This window comes from Streptomyces sp. NPDC046881 (assembly GCF_040645015.1).
Classification (GTDB): Bacteria; Actinomycetota; Actinomycetes; order Streptomycetales; family Streptomycetaceae; genus Streptomyces.
Map to the genome: position 1 here is coordinate 141,361 of NZ_JBEYXJ010000002.1, position 23,702 is coordinate 165,062.

22 protein-coding genes are annotated in these 23,702 nt (G+C 71.2%); 16 read left to right on the plus strand and 6 right to left on the minus strand.

The genetic code is table 11. From position 1 onward, the window contains the following. The first annotated feature begins 103 nt into the window (after positions 1-103). The 7 genes from rsmD (at position 104) to mutM (ending at position 5,118) form a co-directional block, all read left to right on the plus strand. A complete protein-coding gene (rsmD, locus tag ABZ923_RS02110) occupies positions 104-691 on the plus strand; it encodes a 16S rRNA (guanine(966)-N(2))-methyltransferase RsmD (RefSeq protein ID WP_361465549.1) in 588 nt (195 codons plus the stop codon). A gap of 26 nt (positions 692-717) precedes the next feature. Further along, positions 718-1,197, plus strand: a complete 480-nt coding sequence (gene coaD / locus ABZ923_RS02115) for a pantetheine-phosphate adenylyltransferase (protein WP_361465790.1) — start codon at positions 718-720, stop codon at positions 1,195-1,197. A gap of 57 nt (positions 1,198-1,254) precedes the next feature. Next, positions 1,255-2,376 carry a cell division initiation protein gene (locus tag ABZ923_RS02120; protein ID WP_361465552.1) on the plus strand — a complete coding sequence of 374 codons (1,122 nt, stop codon included), beginning with the start codon at positions 1,255-1,257 and terminating at the stop codon, positions 2,374-2,376. 131 nt (positions 2,377-2,507) lie between these two features. Continuing rightward, positions 2,508-3,152, plus strand: coding sequence for a DUF177 domain-containing protein (locus ABZ923_RS02125; RefSeq protein ID WP_361465555.1), 645 nt, complete (start codon positions 2,508-2,510; stop codon positions 3,150-3,152). Positions 3,153-3,154: 2 nt separating this feature from the next. Next, positions 3,155-3,328 carry a 50S ribosomal protein L32 gene (gene rpmF, locus ABZ923_RS02130; RefSeq protein WP_003951102.1) on the plus strand — a complete coding sequence of 58 codons (174 nt, stop codon included), beginning with the start codon at positions 3,155-3,157 and terminating at the stop codon, positions 3,326-3,328. A gap of 19 nt (positions 3,329-3,347) precedes the next feature. Beyond that, positions 3,348-4,166: a ribonuclease III gene (rnc, locus tag ABZ923_RS02135; protein ID WP_361465793.1), complete on the plus strand. Its 819-nt coding sequence runs from the start codon at positions 3,348-3,350 to the stop codon at positions 4,164-4,166. Between the two features lie 91 nt (positions 4,167-4,257). Further along, positions 4,258-5,118, plus strand: a complete 861-nt coding sequence (gene mutM, locus ABZ923_RS02140; RefSeq protein ID WP_361465558.1) for a bifunctional DNA-formamidopyrimidine glycosylase/DNA-(apurinic or apyrimidinic site) lyase — start codon at positions 4,258-4,260, stop codon at positions 5,116-5,118. On the opposite strand, the gene ABZ923_RS02145 is transcribed toward mutM, so the two are convergent. After that, the gene (locus ABZ923_RS02145) at positions 5,091-5,486 is read right to left on the minus strand and encodes a helix-turn-helix domain-containing protein (RefSeq protein ID WP_361465561.1); all 396 of its coding nucleotides are present in this window, start codon (positions 5,484-5,486) and stop codon (positions 5,091-5,093) included. The genes mutM and ABZ923_RS02145 overlap by 28 nt on opposite strands. 136 nt (positions 5,487-5,622) lie before the next feature. Between ABZ923_RS02145 and ABZ923_RS02150 the strand changes: the two genes are divergently transcribed. After that, entirely contained in the window at positions 5,623-6,207 is a 585-nt protein-coding gene (locus ABZ923_RS02150; protein WP_361465564.1) for a flavodoxin family protein, read from the plus strand. An 83-nt stretch (positions 6,208-6,290) separates the two neighbouring features. Here the strand turns inward: ABZ923_RS02150 and ABZ923_RS02155 are convergent, their stop codons facing one another. Together ABZ923_RS02155 and ABZ923_RS02160 are read right to left on the minus strand one after the other, a co-directional pair. Continuing rightward, a complete protein-coding gene (locus ABZ923_RS02155; protein ID WP_361465567.1) occupies positions 6,291-6,821 on the minus strand; it encodes a hypothetical protein in 531 nt (176 codons plus the stop codon). 340 nt (positions 6,822-7,161) lie between these two features. Then, positions 7,162-8,349: a CAP domain-containing protein gene (locus ABZ923_RS02160; RefSeq protein WP_361465570.1), complete on the minus strand. Its 1,188-nt coding sequence runs from the start codon at positions 8,347-8,349 to the stop codon at positions 7,162-7,164. A 196-nt stretch (positions 8,350-8,545) separates the two neighbouring features. On the opposite strand from ABZ923_RS02160, the gene ABZ923_RS02165 reads away from it, so the two are divergent. From ABZ923_RS02165 to ABZ923_RS02180, 4 genes are all read left to right on the plus strand, one after another. After that, on the plus strand, positions 8,546-8,827 hold the full coding sequence (locus tag ABZ923_RS02165; protein ID WP_058082041.1) for an acylphosphatase: 282 nt from the start codon (positions 8,546-8,548) through the stop codon (positions 8,825-8,827). Positions 8,828-9,207: 380 nt separating this feature from the next. Continuing rightward, entirely contained in the window at positions 9,208-9,411 is a 204-nt protein-coding gene (locus ABZ923_RS02170) for a hypothetical protein (protein WP_030346494.1), read from the plus strand. 244 nt (positions 9,412-9,655) lie between these two features. Next, complete coding sequence (smc, locus tag ABZ923_RS02175; RefSeq protein ID WP_361465574.1) at positions 9,656-13,255, plus strand: chromosome segregation protein SMC; 3,600 nt, start codon at positions 9,656-9,658, stop codon at positions 13,253-13,255. A gap of 180 nt (positions 13,256-13,435) precedes the next feature. After that, positions 13,436-14,851, plus strand: coding sequence for a sugar porter family MFS transporter (locus tag ABZ923_RS02180; RefSeq protein WP_361465577.1), 1,416 nt, complete (start codon positions 13,436-13,438; stop codon positions 14,849-14,851). 170 nt (positions 14,852-15,021) lie between these two features. Here ABZ923_RS02180 and ABZ923_RS02185 read toward each other — a convergent pair whose 3' ends face one another. Both ABZ923_RS02185 and ABZ923_RS02190 read right to left on the minus strand, forming a co-directional pair. Further along, a complete protein-coding gene (locus ABZ923_RS02185; RefSeq protein ID WP_361465579.1) occupies positions 15,022-15,993 on the minus strand; it encodes an LLM class flavin-dependent oxidoreductase in 972 nt (323 codons plus the stop codon). Between the two features lie 90 nt (positions 15,994-16,083). Continuing rightward, the gene (locus tag ABZ923_RS02190) at positions 16,084-17,532 is read right to left on the minus strand and encodes a cytosine permease (RefSeq protein WP_361465582.1); all 1,449 of its coding nucleotides are present in this window, start codon (positions 17,530-17,532) and stop codon (positions 16,084-16,086) included. A 170-nt stretch (positions 17,533-17,702) separates the two neighbouring features. Here ABZ923_RS02190 and ftsY point away from each other — a divergent pair, with 170 nt between their 5' ends. After that, positions 17,703-18,905, plus strand: a complete 1,203-nt coding sequence (gene ftsY, locus ABZ923_RS02195) for a signal recognition particle-docking protein FtsY (protein WP_361465583.1) — start codon at positions 17,703-17,705, stop codon at positions 18,903-18,905. 92 nt (positions 18,906-18,997) lie between these two features. Here the strand turns inward: ftsY and ABZ923_RS02200 are convergent, their stop codons facing one another. Further along, a complete protein-coding gene (locus tag ABZ923_RS02200) occupies positions 18,998-19,654 on the minus strand; it encodes a bifunctional DNA primase/polymerase (protein ID WP_361465586.1) in 657 nt (218 codons plus the stop codon). Between the two features lie 457 nt (positions 19,655-20,111). On the opposite strand from ABZ923_RS02200, the gene ABZ923_RS02205 reads away from it, so the two are divergent. The 3 genes from ABZ923_RS02205 (at position 20,112) to ABZ923_RS02215 (ending at position 23,667) form a co-directional block, all read left to right on the plus strand. Beyond that, the gene (locus ABZ923_RS02205) at positions 20,112-21,590 is read left to right on the plus strand and encodes a hypothetical protein (protein ID WP_361465589.1); all 1,479 of its coding nucleotides are present in this window, start codon (positions 20,112-20,114) and stop codon (positions 21,588-21,590) included. Positions 21,591-21,991: 401 nt separating this feature from the next. After that, the gene (locus ABZ923_RS02210) at positions 21,992-23,332 is read left to right on the plus strand and encodes an ammonium transporter (RefSeq protein WP_361465591.1); all 1,341 of its coding nucleotides are present in this window, start codon (positions 21,992-21,994) and stop codon (positions 23,330-23,332) included. After that, a complete protein-coding gene (locus ABZ923_RS02215; protein WP_030990174.1) occupies positions 23,329-23,667 on the plus strand; it encodes a P-II family nitrogen regulator in 339 nt (112 codons plus the stop codon). The genes ABZ923_RS02210 and ABZ923_RS02215 overlap by 4 nt, the downstream gene beginning before the upstream one ends. Positions 23,668-23,702: the final 35 nt, after the last annotated feature.

Sequence of the window (23,702 nt, forward strand, 5' to 3'; positions counted from 1 at the left end):
CGCGGGGCCGTGTCGATGTGCGGCTCCGCCGCGCGGGCGCGAGCAGCCACGACGGGCCGCCTGCAAGACTGAATCCGTAACCACCCCCGAACAAGGACCGAAGATGACCCGCGTGATCGCCGGCAGGGCAGGAGGCCGTCGCCTCTCGGTACCGCCCGGCACCGGAACCCGGCCGACCTCAGACCGTGCCCGCGAAGGTCTCTTCTCCACCTGGCAGTCCCTCCTCGGCGGCCCCCTGGACGGCGAACGGGTCCTCGACCTCTACGCCGGCTCGGGCGCCGTGGGCCTGGAGGCCCTGTCCCGGGGCGCCGGCCACACCCTGCTGGTCGAGGCGGACGCCCGGGCCGCGCGGATCGTCCGGGAGAACGTGCGGAACCTGGGCCTGCCCGGCGCCGAGGTCAGAGCGGGCAAAGCGGAACAGATCATCCGGCAGCCCGCCCCGGAGGAGCCGTACGACCTGGTCTTTCTCGATCCGCCGTACGCCGTGACGGACGACGATCTTCGGGAGATTCTCCTCACACTCGCCTCGGAAGGCTGGCTCGCTGAGCAAGCGCTCGTCACCGTGGAGCGCAGCACCAGAGGCGGCGAATTCCACTGGCCGGACGGCTTCGAGGCGATCCGGTCCCGTCGCTACGGCGAGGGAACGTTTTGGTACGGTCGCGCCGCCTCTACGTGCGAAGACGCACGATGACCGGACCGGAGAGCGAGGGATCACAAGTGCGCCGCGCCGTCTGTCCCGGGTCGTTCGACCCGATCACCAACGGACACCTCGACATCATCGCCCGGGCCTCCCGTCTCTACGACGAGGTCTACGTCGCGGTGATGATCAACAAGTCCAAGAAGGGCCTGTTCGAGATCGAGGAGCGGATCGAGCTGATCCGCGAGGTCACCTCCGAGTACGCCAACGTCCGCGTCGAGGCCTTCCACGGCCTCCTCGTCGACTTCTGCAAGCAGCGCGACATCCCCGCCATCGTCAAGGGCCTGCGCGCCGTCAGCGACTTCGACTACGAACTCCAGATGGCCCAGATGAACATCGGCCTCACCGGCGTCGAAACGCTGTTCGTGCCCACCAACCCCACCTACAGCTTCCTCTCCTCCTCCCTCGTCAAGGAGGTCGCGGCCTGGGGCGGCGACGTCTCCCACCTGGTGCCCGCCCCGGTGCTCGAGGCCCTGAACAAGCGTCTGCGCAAGGACTGATGGGGCTACAGTCGTCCCGTCCGTCTCCAACCCGGCTGTAGAGAGTGGCGAGCACAGGTGGACGTGCAGAAGAAGCTCGACGAGATCGTCACCACGGTCTCCGGCGCCCGGTCCATGCCCATGTCGGCGTCGTGCGTGGTCAACCGCGCCGAGCTGCTCGCGATGCTCGAAGAGCTGCGCCAGGCACTGCCCGGCTCCCTCGCCCAGGCGCAGGAGCTGATCGGCGACCGTGAGCAGATGGTCGAGCAGGCCCGGCTGGAGGCCGAGCGGATCATCGAGAACGCGCACGCCGAGCGCGGTTCGCTGATCTCCGACACCGAGATCGCCCGCCGCTCCCAGGCCGAGGCCGACCGGATCCTCGCCGAGGCCCGCAAGGAGGCCGAGGAGATCCGCGCCGAGGCCGACGACTACGTCGACTCCAAGCTCGCCAACTTCGAGGTCGTCCTCACCAAGACCCTCGGCTCGGTCGGCCGCGGCCGTGAGAAGCTCCTCGGCACCGGCCCCGGCCTGGACGAGAACGGCTACGAGGACGAGGACGCCCCCGAGCGCAGCCACGACCCGCAGACCCTGCGGCAGAACGCCGACCAGTACGTCGACGCCAAGCTCGGCGCCTTCGAGGCGGTCCTCGCCAAGACCCTGGAGGCCGTCGGCCGCGGCCGGCAGAAGCTGCACGGCCGGATCGCCACCGACGACCTCGGCGCCCTCGCCGACGACACCACGACCTTCCAGCACTCCAGCGACGCCGACTACCTCGCCGACCTCGCCGCCCTCGCGGACAGCGACCGCGCGGCGGAGCGGCAGCAGGAGCGGCCGGAGCCGGCCCAGCCGTCGTACGACCCGCAGCCCGCCTACGGCTACGGGCAGCAGCCGGACCCGTACGCGGGCTTCCCGCAGCAGCCGGAGTACGCCCCGCAGCAGGACCCGTACGGCTACCAGCAGGCCGACCCCTATTCCCCCACCTCCGGCTACGCTCCGGCGGGAGGTGCCCCCTTCCAGGGCTACGAGCCCCAGCAGGCCGCCTACGACCCGCAGCAGCCCCACGGGTCACACCAGCCCCAGCAACAGGGCCACGAGCAGCAGGGCCGGCAGGGCTACGACCTCGACGAGACCAGCCTCTTCGACACGAGCATGATCAGCGCGGAGCAGCTGAGGGCGTACGAGCAGGGCCGGGGGCTGTAGCCGCGCACCGGATTGGGCGCTGAGCGAAAGGTCCAGTATCCTGGCTCTTCGGTCGCGCGTATGCCCGCGATCACCGCTGCCCCGAGCACCTGCGGGCGGCGTCCCTCCGAGTTCGCAGATCGAAAGCAGGAATGGCTTCCAACGCCCGCCTCGACCACCGCAACCCCCTCGTGTTCGATACGCACGAGCTGGGTCGGCGTCCTGGCGCGCTGCAGCGCCTGACCCGCGAGATCGACGCTCCCAGGGATCTCGGCATCCAGGGGGTCATCGGAGTGCCGGAGGGCGCCCCGGTGGAACTCGAACTCCGCCTCGAGTCGGTCATGGAAGGGGTGCTTGTCACAGGCACCGCCCGTGCAACGGCCGAGGGGGAGTGCGTAAGGTGTCTGGAGCCGGTCGAGCTGGAGCTCGAAGCGGACTTCCAGGAACTGTTCTCGTACCCTGACGCCGACGACCGGGGCCGTGTGATCGCGGAACCGGGCGACGACGCCGAGGACGACGAGGACAGGTTCTTCCTCGAGGACGGCCTGTTCGACCTCGAACCCGTGCTGCGCGATGCGGTGGTGCTCGCACTGCCGATGCAGCCGGTGTGCCAGGACGACTGCCCGGGCCTGTGCTCCGAGTGCGGAGCGCGGCTCGCGGACGACCCGGACCACCACCATGACGCCGTCGACATCCGTTGGGCGGCTTTGCAGGGACTCGCCGGTTCGATGACGGACGGCGAGAAGGACGAGATGAGCGGCGCCGAAGCGGGCGTCGACGAGAAGCAGGAGAAGTAGCCGTGGCTGTTCCGAAGCGGAAGATGTCGCGCAGCAACACGCGCCACCGCCGGTCGCAGTGGAAGGCTGCGGTCCCCACCCTGGTTGCGTGCGAGCGCTGCCACGAGCCCAAGCAGCAGCACATCGCGTGCCCGTCGTGCGGCACCTACAACAAGCGCCAGGTCCTCGAGGTCTGAGCGGCTGGTGAGAGGCACTGTGTCCACGCCGAAGAAGAACTCAGCGGACAACCAGGCCTCGTCCCACACGCTTCTGGAAGGGCGGCTCGGCTATCAGGTCGAGTCCGCCCTTCTGGTGCGAGCGCTGACCCACCGTTCCTACGCGTACGAGAACGGCGGTCTGCCGACGAACGAGCGGCTGGAGTTCCTCGGGGACTCCGTGCTCGGCCTCGTCGTCACGGACACGCTGTACCGCACCCACCCCGACCTGCCCGAAGGCCAGCTGGCCAAGTTGCGGGCCGCGGTGGTCAACTCGCGTGCGCTGGCGGAAGTGGGTCGCGGCCTCGACCTGGGCGCCTTCATCCGGCTCGGCCGGGGTGAAGAGGGCACGGGCGGCCGGGACAAGGCATCCATCCTCGCCGACACCCTCGAAGCGGTGATCGGTGCGGTCTATCTCGACCAGGGCCTCGACGCGGCCTCCGAACTGGTGCACCGCCTGTTCGACCCGCTGATCGAGAAGTCCTCCAACCTGGGCGCCGGCCTGGACTGGAAGACGTCGCTCCAGGAGCTGACCGCGACCGAGGGGCTCGGCGTGCCCGAGTACCTGGTCACGGAGACCGGCCCCGACCACGAGAAGACCTTCACTGCTGCCGCCCGCGTCGGAGGCGTCTCGTACGGCACCGGCACCGGCCGCAGCAAGAAGGAGGCGGAGCAGCAAGCCGCCGAGTCCGCCTGGCGGTCCATCCGGGCCGCCGCGGACGAGCGGGCCAAGGCGGCCAAGGAGCCGGCCGCGGAACCCGTGAAGGAGACGGCGGACGAAGCCCTCGCGGGCGGCGACCCGTCGTCCGCCACCGCCTGAGCAAGCAGGACGCGAGCGCCCGCCCGGCCGTCGACGCCGGGGCGGGCGCTCGGTTCGTCCACCGGTCCGTACGGTTCTGACAGGGGGCCCGATGCCCGAGTTGCCCGAGGTGGAGGTCGTCCGGCGGGGCCTGGAGCGCTGGGTCGCCCACCGGACCGTCGCCGAGACCGAGGTACTGCACCCGCGTGCCGTGCGCCGGCACGTCGCCGGCCCGGAGGACTTCGCGCACCGGCTCAAGGGGCACCACATCGGCACGCCCCGGCGGCGCGGCAAGTATCTGTGGCTGCCGCTGGAGGAGACGAACCAGTCCGTCCTCGCCCACCTCGGCATGAGCGGCCAGCTGCTGGTCCAGCCGCACGAGGCGCCGGACGAGAGGCACCTGCGCATCCGGGTCCGGTTCGCCGACGCCCTCGGCACCGAACTCCGCTTCGTCGACCAGCGCACCTTCGGCGGCCTGTCACTGCACGACAACACCCCCGAGGGCCTGCCCGACGTCATCGCGCACATCGCCCGCGACCCCCTCGACCCGCTCTTCGACGACGAGGCCTTCCACCGGGCGCTGCGCCGCAAGCGGACCACCATCAAGCGGGCCCTGCTGGACCAGTCGCTGATCAGCGGGGTCGGCAACATCTACGCGGACGAGGCCCTGTGGCGCGCCCGCCTCCACTACGAACGCCCGACGGCGAACTTCACCCGCCCGGTCACGGCGGAGCTGCTCGGGCACATCCGGGACGTGATGAACGCGGCCCTCGCCGTCGGCGGCACCAGCTTCGACAGCCTGTACGTCAACGTCAACGGCGAGTCCGGCTACTTCGACCGCTCCCTGGACGCGTACGGCCGCGAGGGCCTGCCCTGCAAGCGCTGCGGCACCCCCATGCGGCGCCGCCCCTGGATGAACCGGTCCAGCTACTTCTGCCCGAAGTGTCAGAGGGCGCCGCGCGTCTCGTCGTAACGCGCGCGGGAGGCGAGGACGTCGTCCATCGCGCCCTCCACGCAGTGGATGAGCGCCAGCAGCCGTTCGGCGACCTGCCGGCCCAGGGGCGTCAGCTCGTAGTCCACGCGGGGCGGGTTGGTCGGCTGGGCCTCGCGGTACACCAGGCCGTCGCGCTCCAGCGCGTGCAGGGTCTGGGACAGCATCTTCTCGCTCACCCCGTCCACACGCCGGCGCAGCTCGTTGAAGCGCAGCGAGCCCTCGTACAGCGCGCCGAGCGTCAGCCCGCCCCAGCGGCCCGTGACGTGCTCCAGCGTGCCGCGCGACGGGCAGGCCTTGGCGAAGACGTTGTACGCGAGGTCGTCCTGGTCCTGGGTGGTGGCGCTCATAACAGGAGGATACGCCCGCACAGCGCTCACTGCCAGGTTGCACTAACCAGAAGTTAGTGCTTTCCTGTGGTTACTGCTCACCGACGGCTCGCTCCGCCGGGCCGCCGCCTTCCGTTGCTTTTTTCGAGGAGTCCGCATGACCGCGCCCGTCGTCTCCATCGCCTACCACTCCGGCTACGGCCACACCGCCGTGCTCGCCGAGGCCGTGCGCGCCGGTGCCCTCGAGGCGGGTGCCGAGGTGCACCTGATCAAGGTTGACGAGATCACCGACGAGCAGTGGGAGACGCTGGACCGCTCCGACGCGATCGTGTTCGGCTCGCCCACCTACATGGGCACCGCCTCCGGCGCCTTCCACGTCTTCGCCGAGGCCAGCTCCAAGCGCTGGTTCGGCCAGGACTGGAAGGACAAGCTGGCCGCCGGCTTCACCAACTCCGCTTCCAAGAGCGGCGACAAGCTGCACACCCTGCAGTTCTTCCAGACGCTCGCCGCCCAGCACGGCATGCACTGGGTCAACCTCGGCCTGCTCCCCGGCTGGAACAGCAGCACCGCCTCCGAGAACGACCTCAACCGCCTCGGCTTCTTCGCCGGCGCCGCCGCCCAGAGCAACAACGACCAGGGCCCGGAGGGCGTCCACAAGGCCGACCTGGCCACCGCCGAGCACCTGGGCCGCCGGGTGACCGAAACGGCCAAGACCTTCACCCGCGGCCGCGCCACCGCGTAACGCTCCCGCGCGGCGGGCTCAGTTTCGACCCGCTTCGACGGCCCGGAGACGGCCCCGGCCCTCGGCTGGACCGGATATGTCGATCATTCGAATCGGCGTTCCGATTCTTCCGGTGGTCGGGCCCGCAGGAGGTGCTGGGCGGCCTGGAAGGCCCTTGCTTTCAGGTCGGCCAGTGAGATATCCCAGCTCTCGCTCCAGTCCTCCAGATCGCTCGCGCACAGGGCGATCGGGCGAAGCTCCTCGGGATAGGGCCAACGGAGGTCAAGTGCGGTCAGCATCTCCAGCCAGATCTGATCGGCACCAGTGGCAGGATCCAGTGAGCCGTCGACTATCTGCTCCGCCAACCAGTAGATCAGGGCCCAGGAAGCGGCAGTCGGGTTGGCGGGCGTCTCGTAGCGCAGACCCAGCTCCTCCAGGACCTGATCGAACAGATCCGGCGCTTCGGGCTCCTCGCGCCGTGCCAGTCCGGCCAGGAGCGCTATCGACGGTGTGTCGACACCGGCCAGAAGTGCGTCCAGTCCTGCCTGGATGAGCCGGTCGGAGCCGACGTGACGGCCGAGCGCCCGTCCCTGAGCCACTCGTCGCAGTTGCCGCAGCGCTTCGTCTTCTGTCATGTCGCGCCCCACCAGTGAGGATGTAAGCCGGCATCGTGCCACGGTCGCGTTTCCCGGGCACCTCGATTCCGGACCGGCTGTGGTCGCGCCTGCGGATGACGGAGCCAACCCGCCCCAGCCACGACGTGTTCCGACCTCATGCACTGGGTGCCTGCCTTGGCGGGAGCGGGTGGCCGGCGGTGCCGAGCGGGGCGGAGACATGAGCGCGGGCGCCGCCGGCCGCCCGCGCCCGCCCGGAGGAGCGACGCGACTGGGCGGGACGATCCTCGCCCAGGAACTTTCGGCTTCGGACGCCCGGACGCGGCCCAGGAGCGTGCCTGGCCGCCTGACCTGCGGTGTCTCAGTACCCGAAGTCCTGCGTCCACCAGGGCCCGCCCGGGCCGAGGTGGACGCCGACGCCGAGGGTCTTGAAGTCGGGGTTCAGGATGTTGGCGCGGTGGCCGGGGCTGTTCATCCAGGCCTGCATCACGGCCGCCGCGTCGGCCTGGCCGCGGGCTATGTTCTCGCCGCCGAGGTCGGTGACGCCGGCCGCTGCGGCCCGGTCCCACGGCGTCCTGCCGTCCGGGTCGGTGTGGTCGAAGAAGCCCCGCGCGGCCATGTCGTCGCTGAACGACTCCGCCAGCTTCGTCAGCGAGGAGTTCGCCGCCAGCGGGCTGTAGCCGGCCTTCGTCCGCTCCTCGTTGACCAGCTTCAGCACCTCCGCCTCGACGGCGGCCTCCCGCGACACCGTCACCGGCGTCGAGGCCGGCGCCGGCGCCTTGGTGGCCGTACGGGACGGGGTGCTCCGCGGCTTGGCGGGCGCGGCCGGTGTGGCGCGCCGGGCCGGGGTCGTCTTCGGCGCCGGCTTCCCGGTCGTCGGTGCCGGCTTCCCGGCCGCCGTCTTGGACGGGGTCGCCGTGGGGGACGCCGACTTCGACGCCGTCGCCGACCTGGAAGCGGAGGGGGAGGGGGAGGCCGAGGGAGAGGCCGAGGCGGAGGCGGACCGGCTCGGGGAGGTCCCGCGCCCGGCGTCGCCCCCGGCGGGCGTGGTGGCCGGGCTGTCGGCGCTGCCCGAGGTGCCGCCCTGCTCGCTGGCCGTGTTGCCGGGGGTGCGCGGGGCCTGCACCCGCTCGCCGCCGGTGGTCTGCGTGCCGCCGCCGAGCTGGTAGTGGTCCAGGCCCGGCACCACGCCGGCGGCCACCGCGGCCGTACCGAGGGCCACGGCCGCCGACGCGCCGAGCAGGCCGACGCGCACCGGCCGGCCGGCCCCGCCGCGCCGGCGACGGCCGCGGGACGGCCCGCCGGAGCCCGGGCCGGAGGGGGACGCGGGGTCGGCGTCCGTCGCGAACAGATAGGCCTGCGCCTTGGCGGTGGCCTCGGCGTAGGCCTCGGGGTTCAGGTAGGGCGCGATGCCCATGGGTATCTGCCGTCCCCCCGCGGACGAGAGCCAGGGGTCCTCGCTCCCGGAGCCGGAGGGCTGCGTCTGGCCGGCCCCCGTGGCGCGGCCCGTGGCGGCGTGGCCGGCGGCGGAGCGTCGGTGGCGTCCCATGTCCCCTGCCCTCTCCTCGTGCTCGCGGTCGACCCGGTGCCGTACGGCGAGCGACTCGCTGCTGAGTGACTCCCTCAGGCCGACCCGACTCACTCGATCGAGTGAGTTTCATCTGCGATTCATTGGGTCCGGACGGTACCCCATGGCGCCGCGGGGCGATGTGTCCCGAGCGACACCGGCCGGTTAGGTTGCACCCATGAGCGAGGAAGTACGACTGGTCGCCTGGGTCCGTGGACACGTACAGGGCGTGGGTTTTCGCTGGTTCACGCGTGCCAAGGCACTGGAGATCGGCGGGCTGAGTGGCTTTGCTCTCAATTTGGCCGACGGCCGGGTCCAGGTGGTCGCCGAGGGCCCGCGGGAGGGCTGCGAGGGCCTGCTGGACTGGCTCCAGGGCAGCGACACGCCCGGGCGCGTGGACGGCGTCACCGAGATCTGGGACACACCCCGCGGCGGTTACGACGGCTTCGCCGTCCGGTGAGCCGGGGCCGCCCGGGCCCGCGTCCGGGCCGGCGGCAAGCTGCCGGGGGCATGTGCGGAGACGGAAACGCCCTGGTGGTTGCCAACAGAGGCGGGGCATGGCAGGCTCCGCTGGTACTGCTGGTCGCCACGCCCTGAGGGTCCGGAGGAGTCGCAGCGCCGCCGTTTTTCCGGCCGCGCGCCCCGGTTCGCCCACCAATACAGGGCGTGATCGTGTTGACCGTCAAACTTTTTGGTGAGACGCTGAAAGCCCCGCGCACCTTAGCTGTTTGGCATGGAACAACAGCAGAGCAACACCCGGATGTGCCAAGCACCGCGGGTGCGAATCCCTCACGACCCACACCGCATCGGTCGGTCACTCAGTGTGGAGGACCATCCATCATGGCAAAGGCGCTTCTCGGTTACGTCGGCGGCTCCGACCCTCGACTCCTCGCCGAGATGCGACGGCTGCAGCAGCGCGTCCAGGACCTGGAGTCCGAGCTCGGACGGATCCAGGCGGAGAACGAAGCGCTGACGGCTGCCGCCTCTCAGGACAGGATCATGGAGAGCATCGACGCACACCAGGCGGAGCCTGCGCTCACCTGAATCGCTGCAAAGCTCCACAACAGCAGTCACAGCGATAGGGCTGCCCGTATCAACCGCTCAGTTGATCGGACGACTGGAACCCAGTCGTCAGAGTTGCAAGGGACGCTTCGGCGTCCCTTCTTTCTTTCCCCCGCATCCTTTCACCTTCTTTAACGTCTGGTGTGCCCTGCATGTTCAATGACGAAACCGCGGGGTTGCGAGGGTTCATGGAGTGAGATAGCGGCGCCGGGTAGAGTCCAGCGGCGTGCACCTCAAGGCCCTGACCCTCCGCGGCTTCAAGTCGTTCGCCTCGGCGACCACGCTCCGGTTCGAACCAGGGATCACATGTGTCGTCGGACCGAACGGCTCGGGCAAGTCCAACGTCGTGGACGCGCTCAGCTGGGTCATGGGCGAACAGGGCGCCAAGTCGCTGCGCGGCGGCAAGATGGAGGACGTCATCTTCGCCGGCACCACCGGCCGCCCGCCGCTGGGCCGCGCCGAGGTGTCCCTGACCATCGACAATTCCGACGGGGCGCTGCCCATCGAGTACGCCGAGGTCACCATCACGCGGATCATGTTCCGCAACGGCGGCAGCGAGTACCAGATCAACGGCGACACCTGCCGGCTGCTCGACATCCAGGAACTCCTCTCCGACTCCGGCATCGGCCGCGAGATGCACGTCATCGTCGGCCAGGGCCAGCTCGACTCCGTCCTGCACGCCGACCCCATGGGCCGCCGCGCCTTCATCGAGGAGGCGGCCGGCGTCCTCAAGCACCGCAAGCGCAAGGAGAAGGCGCTGCGGAAGCTGGACGCGATGCAGGCCAACCTCGCGCGCGTGCAGGACCTCACCGACGAGCTGCGCCGTCAGCTCAAGCCCCTGGGCCGCCAGGCGGCGGTGGCCCGCCGGGCCGCCGTCATCCAGGCCGACCTCCGCGACGCCCGCCTGCGCCTGCTCGCCGACGACCTCGTCCGCCTGCGCGAAGCCCTCCAGGCCGAGATCGCCGACGAAGCCGCCCTGAAGGAGCGCAAGGAGAGCGCCGAGCAGGAGCTGAAGAAGGCCCTGCACCGCGAGGCCCTGCTGGAGGACGAGGTCCGTCGGCTCACCCCGCGCCTCCAGCGCGCCCAGCAGACCTGGTACGAGCTGTCCCAGCTGGCGGAGCGGGTGCGCGGCACCGTCTCGCTGGCCGACGCCCGGGTCAAGAGCGCCACCTCCGCCCCGCCCGAGGAGCGGCGCGGCCGGGACCCGGAGGACCTGGAGCGCGAGGCCGCCCGCATCCGCGAACAGGAGGCCGAGCTGGAGGCCGCCCTGGAAGCGGCCCAGCACGCGCTGGACGACACCGTCGCCCACCGCGCCGAACTGGAGCGCGAGCTGGCGGTCGAGGAGCGCCGGCTGAAGGACGTCGCCCGCGCCATCGCCGACCGCCGCGAAGGGCTGGCCCGCCTCTCCGGGCAGGTCAACGCGGCCCGCTCGCGCGCCGCCTCCGCCCAGGCCGAGATCGACCGGCTGGCCACGGCCCGCGACGAGGCACAGGAACGCGCGGTGCGCGCCCAGGAGGAGTACGAGGCCCTGCAGGCCGAGGTCGACGGCCTCGACGCCGGCGACGCCGACCTGGCCGAGCAGCACGAGGCCGCGAAACGGCAGCTCGCCGAGGCCGAGGCGGCCCTGGGCGCGGTCCGTGACGCGGTCACCGCGGCCGAACGCCGGCGCGCCGCGACCCAGGCCCGCCACGAGGCGCTGGCCCTGGGCCTCAGGCGCAAGGACGGCACCGGCATACTGCTGGGTGCCCGCGACCGGCTCACCGGAATCCTGGGCCCGGCGGCCGAGCTGTTGCGCATCACCCCGGGCTACGAGGTCCCCCTGGCCGCGGCCCTCGGCACGGCGGCGGACGCCATCGCCGTGACGACCCCCGCGGCGGCGGCCGAGGCGATCAGCCTCCTGCGCAAACAGGACGGGGGCAGGGCGGCCCTCCTGCTGTCGGGCACCCCGGAGGAGGCGCCCCGCAGCGGCGCGGAGAACACCGCGCCCGGCCACGACGGACCCGCGGACGGCCGGCCACCCGGCATCCCCCTGCCCGCCGCGGACCTCGTACGTGGCCCCGCCGATCTCATGCCCGCCGTACGCCGGCTGCTGCGCGACATCGTCGTGGTGGACTCCCTGGAGGACGCCGAGGCCCTGGTCTACGCCCGTCCGGAGCTGACCGCCGTCACCGCCGAGGGCGACCTGCTCGGCGGCCACTTCGCGCACGGCGGCTCCGCCGGCGCCCCCAGCCTGCTGGAGGTGCAGGCCTCCGTGGACGAGGCCGCCGCCGAGCTGGCCGAGCTGGAGGTGCGCTGCCAGGAGCTGGCCGGGGAGCAGCGGACCGCGGCCGAGCGGCGCAAGCGGGCCGCGGCCCTCGTGGAAGAACTCGCGGAGCGCCGGCGGGCCGCCGACCGGGAGAAGTCGGCCGTGGCCCAGCAGCTCGGCCGGCTGGCCGGGCAGGCGCGGGGTGCCGCCGGGGAGGCCGAGCGGTCGGCCGCGGCGGCGGCCCGCGCGCAGGAGGCGCTGGAGAAGGCCGTGCAGGAGGCCGAGGAGCTGGCCGAGCGGCTGGCCGTGGCCGAGGAGATGCCGGTGGAGGAGGAGCCGGACACCTCGGTGCGGGACCGGCTCGCCGCCGACGGAGCCAACGCCCGGCAGACCGAGATGGAGGCCCGCCTCCAGGTCCGTACGCACGAGGAGCGGGTCAAGGGGCTCGCCGGCCGCGCCGACGCGCTCGACCGGGCGGCCCGCGCGGAACGCGAGGCACGCGCGCGTGCCGAGCAGCGGCGCGCCCGGCTGCGGCACGAGGCGGCGGTCGCCCAGGCCGTCGCCTCCGGCGCCCGGCAGCTGCTCGCGCACGTCGAGGTGTCCCTGGCCCGGGCCGGGCAGGAGCGTTCCGCCGCCGAGGCCGCCAAGGCCCGGGGCGAGCAGGAGCTGGCCGCGGCCCGGACGGCGGGCCGTGAACTGAAGGCCGAACTCGACAAGTTGACGGATTCGGTTCACCGCGGCGAGGTACTCGGCGCCGAGAAGCGGCTGCGCATGGAGCAGCTGGAGACCAGGGCGCTGGAGGAACTGGGTGTCGAACCGGAGGGACTGGTGGCGGAGTACGGCCCGCACCAGCTCGTGCCGCCCTCGCCCCCCGCCGACGGCGAGCAGCTGCCCGAGGATCCCGGGCACCCGCGGAACCAGCCGCGCCCCTTCGTCCGCGCCGAGCAGGAGAAACGGCTCAAGGCGGCCGAGCGGGCGTACCAGCAGCTGGGCAAGGTCAACCCGCTGGCGCTGGAGGAGTTCGCGGCGCTGGAGGAGCGGCACAAGTTCCTGAGCGAGCAGCTGGAGGACCTGAAGAAGACCCGCGCGGACCTGCTCCAGGTGGTCAAGGAGGTCGACGAGCGCGTCGAGCAGGTGTTCACCGAGGCCTACCGGGACACCGCCCGGGAGTTCGAGGGGGTCTTCGGCCGGCTGTTCCCGGGCGGTGAGGGCCGGCTGGTGCTGACCGACCCCGACAACATGCTCACCACGGGCGTGGACGTCGAGGCGCGGCCGCCGGGCAAGAAGGTCAAGCGGCTCTCCCTGCTCTCGGGCGGCGAGCGCTCGCTGACGGCCGTCGCGCTGCTGGTGTCGATCTTCAAGGCCCGGCCGAGCCCGTTCTACGTCATGGACGAGGTCGAGGCGGCGCTGGACGACACCAACCTGCAGCGGCTGATCCGGATCATGCAGGAGCTCCAGGAGGCCTCCCAGCTGATCGTGATCACGCACCAGAAGCGCACGATGGAGGTCGCCGACGCGCTCTACGGCGTCTCCATGCAGGGCGATGGTGTGTCGAAGGTCATCTCCCAGCGACTGCGGTAACTATCTGTTCAAGAAGTGAACACAATCCCCTTGGGCCTATCTCAAAACTCACAGCGGCTGACCTATTGACTTCGAAACTTGAAGGCATAGTCTCTGCAACGTTGCTTTTACCTTCAGGTGTCACCACCTGAGAGGGCTCACCCCACACGGCAGCGTTGCCGTGGCCCGAGGAGAAAACTCGTGACCAGCACAGCGCAGGCACCTCAGTCAGGAGCCAGGACGGCCCACCCCGAACATCTCGGGCACGTCATCTTCATCGCGGCGGCCGCCGCGATGGGCGGTTTCCTTTTCGGCTACGACAGCTCCGTGATCAACGGCGCCGTCGAGGCCATCCGGGACCGTTACGACATCGGATCCGCCGCCCTGGCCCAGGTCATCGCGATCGCCCTGATCGGCTGTGCCATCGGCGCCGCCACCGCGGGCCGCATCGCCGACCGCATCGGCCGCATCCGGTGCATGCAGATCGCCGCCGTCCTCTTCACGATCAGCGCCGTCGGCTCCGCACTGCCCTTCGCGCTGTGGGACCTCGCCTTCTGGCGCATCGTCGGCGGCTTCGCCATCGGCATGGCCTCCGTGATCGGCCCGGCCTACATCGCCGAGGTCGCCCCGCCCGCCTACCGCGGCCGCCTCGGCTCCTTCCAGCAGGCCGCGATCGTCGTCGGCATCGCCATCTCCCAGCTGGTCAACTGGGGTCTGCTCAACGCCGCCGGCGGCGACCAGCGCGGCAAGCTGATGGGCCTGGAGGCCTGGCAGGTCATGCTCGGTGTGATGGTCGTCCCGGCCGTCCTCTACGGCCTGCTCTCCTTCGCGATCCCCGAGTCCCCGCGCTTCCTGCTCTCCGTCGGCAAGCGGGACCGCGCCCGGGAGATCCTCGCCGAGGTCGAGGGTGACATCGACCTGGACGCCCGCGTCAGCGAGATCGAACTCGCCATGAAGAGCGAGCACAAGTCGAGCTTCCGTGACCTGCTCGGCGGCGGCTTCTTCTTCAAGCCGATCGTCTGGGTCGGCATCGGTCTGTCGGTCTTCCAGCAGTTCGTCGGCATCAACGTCGCGTTCTACTACTCCTCGACGCTGTGGCAGTCGGTCGGTGTCGACCCGACGGACTCGTTCTTCTACTCCTTCACGACGTCGATCATCAACATCGTCGGCACCGTGATCGCGATGATCTTCGTGGACCGCGTCGGCCGCAAGCCGCTCGCGCTCATCGGCTCGGTCGGCATGGCCGTCGGCCTCGCGCTGGAGGCCTGGGCGTTCAGCTACGACCTGGTCGGCGGCAAGCTCCCGAGCACCCAGGGCTGGACCGCCCTGGTCGCCGCCCACGTCTTCGTGCTCTTCTTCGCCCTGTCCTGGGGTGTGGTCGTCTGGGTCATGCTCGGCGAGATGTTCCCGAACCGGATCCGGGCCGCCGCCCTGGGCGTGGCCGCCGCCGCGCAGTGGATCGCCAACTGGGCGATCACCGCGAGCTTCCCGTCGCTGGCCGACTGGAACCTCTCCGGCACCTACGTGATCTACACCGTCTTCGCCGCGCTCTCCGTGCCGTTCGTCCTGAAGTTCGTCAAGGAGACGAAGGGCAAGTCGCTGGAGGAGATGGGCTGAGCCTCCTGGCGAGGCCCCCGCACTCGGGGAGAAGGGCCAAGTCCCCGCTGCCCCTCTCCTCGTACCGTCCGCCGCCCCCGGCCCGGCCACTGCCCGGACCGGGGGCGGCGGTGTCGTACGGCCCGGTGCCCGCGGCGGGGGAGACGGGCGCCGGACCGCCGCACGCGCGCTCAGTCCGACAGGGCCGGGAGGACCCGTTCCGCGAAGAGCCTCAGGCTGCGCCAGCCCTCCTCCACCGGCATCCCGCCCGCCAGCGGATGCAGCACCAGGCTGTCCAGGCCCTGGGCCACGCACTGCTCCGGGGTGAGGATCCGGTACACGCCCTCGGCGCGCAGCTCCGCCACGGTCGTGGCGCCGGACCGCACCGCCGAGCGGATGCCGGCCGACTGCCAGGAGGCGTAGGTCCGGGCCTCGTGCAGGAAGTGCCCGCCGTACGCGGCCCAGGCCCGGTCCGGGTCCTCGGCCAGGTGGAGCAGCGGGGTCTCGGCGGCCGGCATCATGGTCCAGCCCTCGGTGCCGTACTCGGTGAGCCGCTCCTTGTAGTACGCCTCCAGCTCCGGCAGGTGCGCGCTCGGGAAGAACGGCAGGCCCAGCCGGGCGGCCCGGCGGGCGGCGGCCTTCGAGGAGCCGCCGACCAGCAGCAGCGGATGCGGATCGGTGTACGGGCGCGGGGTGAGCCGTACCCTGCGGCCCCGGTAGGTGAACTCCTCGCCGGTCCACGCCGTCAGCAGCGTCTCCAGCAGCTCGTCCTGGAGCCGGCCCCGGCGCTGCCAGTCCACGCCGAACAGGCCGTACTCCTCGGGCCGGTACCCGATGCCCGCCACGGTCACCAGCCGCCCGCCGCTCAGCAGGTCCAGCACGGCGATGTCCTCGGCCAGCCGCAGCGGGTCGTGCAGCGGGCCGATCACCGCCGACACCGTCACCGCGATCCGGCGGGTCGCCCCGAACACCGCGCCCGCGAAGGTGAACGGCGACGGCAGCCAGTTGTTCTCGGCGCCGTGGTGCTCCTCGGTCTGCACGGTGTGGATCCCGTGGTCGTCGGCGTACGCGGCCATCTCCAGGGCGGCCCGGTAGCGGGCGGAGAGCGCGGCGGGACCGGCGCCGGGAGCGACGAGGTTGAAACGTACGACCGTGACGGGCATGGGAAGGTCCCCCTCCGGTGCGCTGCGGTGGAGGGGGACCTTAGCTGACGAGACGTCAGATCGCCATGGGCGGGGAGGCGGGCTCGCGTGTCACACGCCGGCGGTCTCGCGCTCCCCGGCCGGCTCGGTCGTCCCGGACGGGCGGGCCACCGGCTTCGGCAGGACCAGGTAGAGCGCGCCCGAGACCACGATGGTCGCGACCCAGCCGAGGCCGTACTCGCCGATCACGTTGTTCGTCGCCAGCGGGCCGGTGAACCAGTCCGAGGTGGTGAACAGCAGGCCCGACACCAGGCCGATCGCCCAGGCGGCGACGGCCGCGGGGGAGAAGCCGCCCCGGTACCAGTAGGCGCTGGTGCGGGTGGTGTCGGCCATGGCCCGGCCGTCGTACTCGGTGCGGCGCAGCATGTCCGCGCCGAACACGCCGACCCAGGCGGAGAACGCGACCGCCAGCAGCGACAGGAAGGCGATGAACGAGCCCATGAAGCTCGTCGCCACCAGCATCAGCACCCCGCCGAAGATCAGCGAGATCACGGCGTTGACCGACACCGCCCAGTGCCGCGGCACCTTGAAGCCGAGCGTCTGCGCGGTGAAGCCCGCCGAGTACATCGACATCGAGTTGATCAGAAGCATGCCGATCAGCGCGATGAACAGGTACGGCACGGCGATCCAGGTCGGCAGGATCTCGCCCAGGAAGGACACCGGGTCGCTCGCCGAGGCCAGGTCCGGCGTGCCGACCGCCATCACCGCGCCCATCAGCACCATGGGCAGCACGACGACACCGGCGCCGCCCACCGCCGTACCCACGATCGCCTTGGAGGAGGCCGTGCGCGGCAGGTAGCGGGTGAAGTCAGGGGCGGAGGGGATCCAGCTGACGCCGCCCGCCGCGATCATGCCGATGCCGGTGATCACCGCGGCCGTGGAGCCGGCGCTGTGGTCCAGCACCTTCGACCAGTCGGTGTTCGCCACCAGGTACCCCAGCACCAGCACCGAGAAGACGCCGAAGAGGTAGGTCGCGTACTTGTTGCACTTCTGCACGGCGTTGATGCCGAGCCCGGAGATCGCGAAGGTGGCGACGACGAAGACCAGCAGCATCACCATGTCCAGCACACTGTTGGCCTTCAGGCCGAACAGGATGTCCAGGATGGTGAGCATCGCGTAGGCGCCGGTCACCGCGTTGATCGTCTCCCAGCCCCAGCGCGCGACCCAGATCAGCGAACCGGGCAGCAGGTTGCCGCGCTGTCCGAAGACCGCCCGCGACAGCGCCATGCCCGGCGCGCCGCCCCGCTTGCCCGCGATGCCGATCAGACCGACCAGGCCGTACGACACGATCGGCGCCGCCACCGCGACGACCAGCGCCTGCCAGATGTTCAGGTGGTACGCCACGACCAGACTCGCGCCCATGGTCAGCAGCAGCACGCTGATGTTCGCGCCGACCCATGTGGGGAACAGCTCCCGGGTCCGCGCGGTGCGCTCGTGGTCGGGGACCTGTTCGATGCCGCGGGTCTCGAGAGCGCCTTCGGTCTCGACGGTTTTGCTCATGAAAGAGGTGCCAGACGTGGGGGGACAGGGGGACGTGGGGACTCTACGCGCGTGGATAGAGCCGCCACCATCGTACTTTGCTCCGAGTCCTGGTATTACGTGGCCTTTGTCTCTCAGAGGAAGCCACAAACGGGGCTCCGGGGAACCCCATGGCCGATACTGGTCGGGTTATGGAAACCGTCATCCTTGTTGTAGTCATCGCCGTGGTCGTGCTCGGCGCGCTCGGCGGGCTGATCGTGGGCAGCCGGCGCCGGAAGCCGCTGCCCCCGCCGCCCCCGAAGGCGCCCGACATCACCGCGCCCCCGGCCGAGCCGCACGTCGGCGACGAGGCCGAGACGCCGCGCGACGAACCGCGCCGGACGATCGAGGAGGTGGATCTACCCGGCGGCCCCGCACCGGTCGTCGTCGAGGAGCCCCCTGTTGTCGAGGTTCCCGGGATCGAGGTCCCGGAGCCCACCGCGGGCCGGCTCGTCCGGCTGCGCACCCGCCTGTCCCGCTCGCAGAACGCCCTCGGCAAGGGCCTGCTCACGCTGCTCTCCCGCGAGCACCTGGACGAGGACACCTGGGAGGAGATCGAGGACACGCTGCTCACCGCCGACGTCGGCGTGCAGCCCACCCAGGAACTGGTCGAGCGCCTGCGCGAACGCGTCAGGGTGCTCGGCACCCGCACCCCCGAGGAGCTGCGCGGCCTGCTGCGCGAAGAGCTGCTCGCGCTGGTCGGCACCGAGGTCGACCGCACGGTGAAGACCGAGCCCGAGGACCGCAAGCCCGGCATCGTGATGGTCGTCGGCGTCAACGGCACCGGCAAGACCACCACCACCGGCAAGCTCGCCCGCGTGCTCGTCGCCGACGGCCGCACGGTCGTCCTCGGCGCCGCCGACACCTTCCGGGCCGCCGCCGCCGACCAGCTCCAGACCTGGGGCGAGCGCGTCGGCGCCTACACCGTGCGCGGACCGGAGGCCGGCGACCCCGCCTCCGTCGCCTTCGACGCGGTCAAGGAGGGCAAGGAGATGGGCGTCGACGTGGTGCTCATCGACACCGCCGGCCGCCTCCACACCAAGACCGGGCTCATGGACGAGCTGGGCAAGGTCAAGCGGGTCGTGGAGAAGCACGCGCCGCTCGACGAGGTGCTGCTCGTCCTGGACGCCACCACCGGCCAGAACGGCCTGGTGCAGGCTCGCGTGTTCGCCGAGGTCGTGGACATCACCGGCATCGTGCTGACCAAGCTGGACGGTACGGCCAAGGGCGGCATCGTCGTCGCGGTCCAGCGCGAGCTGGGCGTGCCGGTCAAGCTGATCGGGCTCGGCGAGGGCGCGGACGACCTCGCGCCGTTCGAGCCGGAGGCGTTCGTGGACGCCCTGATCGGTGACTGACCACCACCCGGGAACGTTTCCGGGTGGTCGGCGGAAAGCTCCCGCCCCCGAGGTTCAGTCGGGGACGGGAGCTTCGTCGTGTCCGGCGCTTGTTACGCGCGCGACCGGTGCGCCACGTACGCCAGCGTGCCCAGCAGCAGCCGGGCCGCCGGAGGCCTCGTCGCCGAGTCCAGCGCGGGCGGGCGCAGCCAGCGCACCGGGCCCAGGCCGCCCCGGTCGGAGGGCGGCGCGGTGATGTACGCGCCGGGGCCGAGGCCGCGCAGGTCCAGCGCGGCCGGGTCGTCCCAGCCCATGCGGTAGAGCAGCCGGGGCAGGTCGGCGGCGGCGCCGGGCGCGACGAGGAAGTGGGCGCGGCCGTCCGGGGTGGCGGTCACCGGGCCGAGGGGCAGGCCCATGCGCTCCAGCCGGACCAGGGCGCGCCGGCCGGCCGGCTCCGAGACCTCCAGGACGTCGAAGGCCTGCCCCACCGGCAGCATCACCGAGGCGCCCGGGACCTCGGACCAGGCCTTGGTCACCTCGTCCAGCGTGGCCCCGGCCGGCACCGGCGGGGCGAACTCCAGCGGATGCGCGCCGGGCGCCGCGCAGTCCGGCCGCCCGCAGGAACAGGCACCCCCGGCGGCCCGCGCCCCCGGCACCACGTCCCAGCCCCACAGTCCGGTGAACTCGGCGACGGCGGTGCAGTCCGCGGTGCGGCCGCGCCGACGCGTGCCGGAACGGATCTCGCGGATGCCGCCGATCGTGAAGCCCATGCCCCCTCCAACGGGTCCAGCGCGCCGGTGGTTACGACACGGAGCGAGACGGAAGCGGAACGTAACGCTACGGCTCCGCCTTCCCGTGGTGCTGCGGGGGCATGGCGGCGCCTTGAAGCACAACCGGTGGCACGCCGGGGAATATGCGCCCCCGAGTGCGTCACTCCGCCCACTTCCGGCCGTCCTGTGTCAAGTGAATCGCGAGCCGGCAACCGTGAGTTCATTCGAAGGGGTGGCGAATGGTGGCGTTTCAGGGATCCACGTGGCTGGACGGGTGATCGTAGGATTACTGTGAGTGTGCGAGCCCTGGGGGCACATGCCCCCGCGGGTATGCCGGAGGCAAGTCGTCGACTCGTTCGAAGGGTGAGAACCGGCGGACGGGGAGCCGTATTTACCGGCATTCTGATAGGGCTTGGCGCACAAGGCGACAAGTGGTCTCAGGGATGGGGGCGTTCCAGTGGGCGGCAACGGCGGTAGCGGGACGAACGCTGACAAGCGCCCCAACGAGCTGCTCGGCTCGTGGTTCGTGCGCAGCGGCTGGTCCAAGGGCGAACTGGCCCGCCAAGTGAACCGCAGAGCACGCCAGTTGGGCGCCAACCACATCTCCACCGACACCTCGCGGGTGCGCCGCTGGCTGGACGGGGAGAACCCGCGCGAACCGATCCCGCGCATCCTCTCCGAGCTGTTCTCCGAGCGCTTCGGCTGCGTGGTCTCCATCGAGGACCTCGGCCTGCGCGCCGCCCGCCAGTCGCCCGCCGCCTCCGGGGTCGACCTGCCCTGGACGGCCCCGCAGACGGTCGCCCTGCTCGGCGAGTTCTCGCGCAGCGACCTCATGCTCGCCCGGCGCGGCTTCCTCGGCACCTCGCTCGCCCTGTCCGCCGGCCCCTCCCTCATCGAGCCCATGCAGCGCTGGCTCGTGCCCACGTCGGCCTCCCCGGCGGCGCCCGAGCCCCAGCCCGCCTTCGACTCCCGCCGGCCGGGCCGGCTCTCCAAACCCGAGCTGGACCTGCTGGAGTCCACCACGCGCATGTTCCGCCAGTGGGACGCCCAGTGCGGCGGCGGCCTGCGCCGCAAGGCGGTCGTCGGCCAGCTGCACGAGGTCACCGACCTGCTCCAGGAACCCCAGCCCGAGGCCACCACCCGCAAGCTGTTCCAGGTCGCCGCCGAACTGGCCGAGCTGGCCGGCTGGATGAGTTACGACGTCGGCCTCCAGCCCACCGCGCAGAAGTACTTCGTGCTCGCCCTGCACGCCGCCAAGGAAGCCGGCGACAAGCCGCTCGGCTCCTACATCCTCTCCAGCATGAGCCGCCAGATGATCCACCTGGGCCGGCCCGAGGACGCCCTGGAACTGATCCATCTCGCGCAGTACGGCAGCCGCGACTGCGCGAGCCCGCGCACCCAGGCCATGCTGTATGCGATGGAGGCCCGCGCCTACGCCAACATGGGCCAGCCCGGCAAGACCAAGCGCGCCGTCCGCATGGCCGAGGACACCTTCGCCGAGGCCGACGAGTGGGACGAGCCGGACCCGGACTGGATCCGCTTCTTCTCCGAGGCCGAGCTGTACGGCGAGAACTCCCACTCCTATCGTGACCTCGCCTACGTCGCCGGCCGCAGCCCCACCTACGCCTCCCTGGCCGAGCCGCTGATGCGCAAGGCGGTGGAGAAGTTCGCCGAGGACGCCGAGCACCAGCGGTCGTACGCCCTCAACCTCATCGGCATGGCCACCGTGCACCTGCTCCAGCGCGAGCCGGAGCAGAGCACGGCCTACGCCTCGCGCGCCATGGGGATCGCCAAGAAGGTGCGCTCCGAGCGTGTGAACACTCGTATCCGAAAGACGGTCGACACGGCCGTACGCGACTACGGCGACCTCGCCGCCGTGGTCGACCTCTCCGAGCAGCTCGCCGTCGACCTGCCGGAGAACGCCGAAGCCGTCTGACCCCGCGCCCCCGGTCCCCGGCCGCGGCCGGTCCTCCCGAACTGCCCGACTCGGCTCCCCCATGCCAGGTCATCGGAAGGCCCGCCGCGGCCGGTCTCTTTTTCTGCGCCTGGCCCGGCGCCGCCCTCGCGGATGCGGTGCTCGCCGTCGTGGTTCCTCAGCCGATGGCTGCGGTCGTGCCCATGGTGGTTGCGTGACGATAACGATCGGCGGGACCGGAATCCGGCGCTTCATCCAGGCGTAACACGCACGGCGCCCTTGTCACCCCGGCGAAACAACGAGGGGCTTCCACCGAAACCGCGCTGCGCCAATCTCATGGCGCATAACCGGCCCGCCCCCCAACCGACCGGACCGCTCAGGCACCGCCCGCACGGGGCCGTACAACCGACGAGGAGACGCCGATGGCACCAGCCATCATGCTTGCGGCGGACACGAAACTGTCGTCCGCCAACACAGGCTTCATGCTCATCTGTTCCGCCCTGGTGATGCTCATGACTCCGGGACTGGCCTTCTTCTACGGAGGCATGGTCCGCGTCAAGAGCACCCTGAACATGCTGATGATGAGCTTCATCAGCCTGGGGATCGTCACCATCCTGTGGGTGCTCTACGGCTTCTCCCTCGCCTTCGGCACCGGCAGCAGCCTCCTCGGCTACAACGCCGACTGGATCGGCCTCAGCAACGTCGGCCTCACCGAACTCTGGGACGGCTACACCATCCCGGTCTTCGTGTTCATGGTCTTCCAGCTGATGTTCGCGATCATCACGCCGGCCCTGATAAGCGGCGCCCTCGCCGACCGGGTCAAGTTCTCCGCCTGGGCGCTCTTCGTCGCCCTGTGGGCCACGATCGTCTACGTCCCGGTCGCCCACTGGGTCTGGGGCGCCGACGGCTGGGCCTACAAGCTCGGTGTGATCGACTTCGCGGGCGGTACGGCGGTCCACATCAACGCCGGTGCGGCGGCGCTCGGTGTCATCCTCGTCATCGGCAAGCGCGTCGGCTTCAAGCGCGACCCCATGCGCCCGCACAGCCTCCCGCTGGTCATGCTCGGCGCCGGTCTGCTCTGGTTCGGCTGGTTCGGTTTCAACGCCGGCTCCTGGCTCGGCAACGACGACGGCGTCGGCGCGTTGATGTTCGTCAACACGCAGGTCGCCACCGCCGCCGCCATGCTGGCCTGGCTCGCCTACGAGAAGATCCGGCACGGCGCGTTCACCACGCTCGGCGCCGCCTCCGGCGCGGTCGCCGGTCTGGTCGCCATCACCCCGTCCGGCGGCGCGGTCTCCCCGCTCGGCGCGATCGCCGTCGGCGCCATCGCCGGTGTCGCCTGCGCCGCGGCCGTCGGCCTGAAGTTCAAGTGGGGCTACGACGACTCCCTCGACGTCGTCGGCGTCCACATGGTCGGCGGCATCATCGGCTCCCTGCTGATCGGCTTCTTCGCCACCGGCAAGGGCCAGTCCACCGCCACGGGCGTCTTCTACGGCGACCACACCTTCACCCAGCTGTGGAAGCAGTGCGCCGGCGTCTTCGCGGTCCTCGCCTACTCCCTGGTCGTCTCCGCCGTCCTCGCCTTCCTCCTCGACAAGACCCTCGGCATGCGGGTCACCGAGGACGAGGAGATCTCCGGCATCGACCAGGCGGAGCACGCCGAGACCGCATACGACTTCAGCGGCGCCGGCGGCGGCGTCACCGGGTCCCTCGCCGCCCCGGCCCTGGCCGCCACCGCGCAGAACAAGAAGGTGGACGCATGAAGCTCATCACCGCCGTCGTCAAGCCCCACCGGCTCGACGAGATCAAGGAAGCCCTCCAGGCCTTCGGCGTCCACGGCCTCACGGTCACCGAGGCCAGCGGCTACGGCCGGCAGCGCGGCCACACCGAGGTCTACCGCGGTGCCGAGTACACCGTCGACCTCGTCCCCAAGATCCGCATCGAGGTGCTGGCCGAGGACGACGACGCCGAGCAGCTGATCGAGGTCATCGTCAAGGCGGCCCGCACCGGCAAGATCGGGGACGGCAAGGTCTGGTCCCTGCCCGTCGAGACCGCCGTACGGGTCCGCACGGGCGAGCGGGGGCCGGACGCGCTCTGACGCAGCAGAATGCGGTCAGGGGAAAGTCGGGGGAA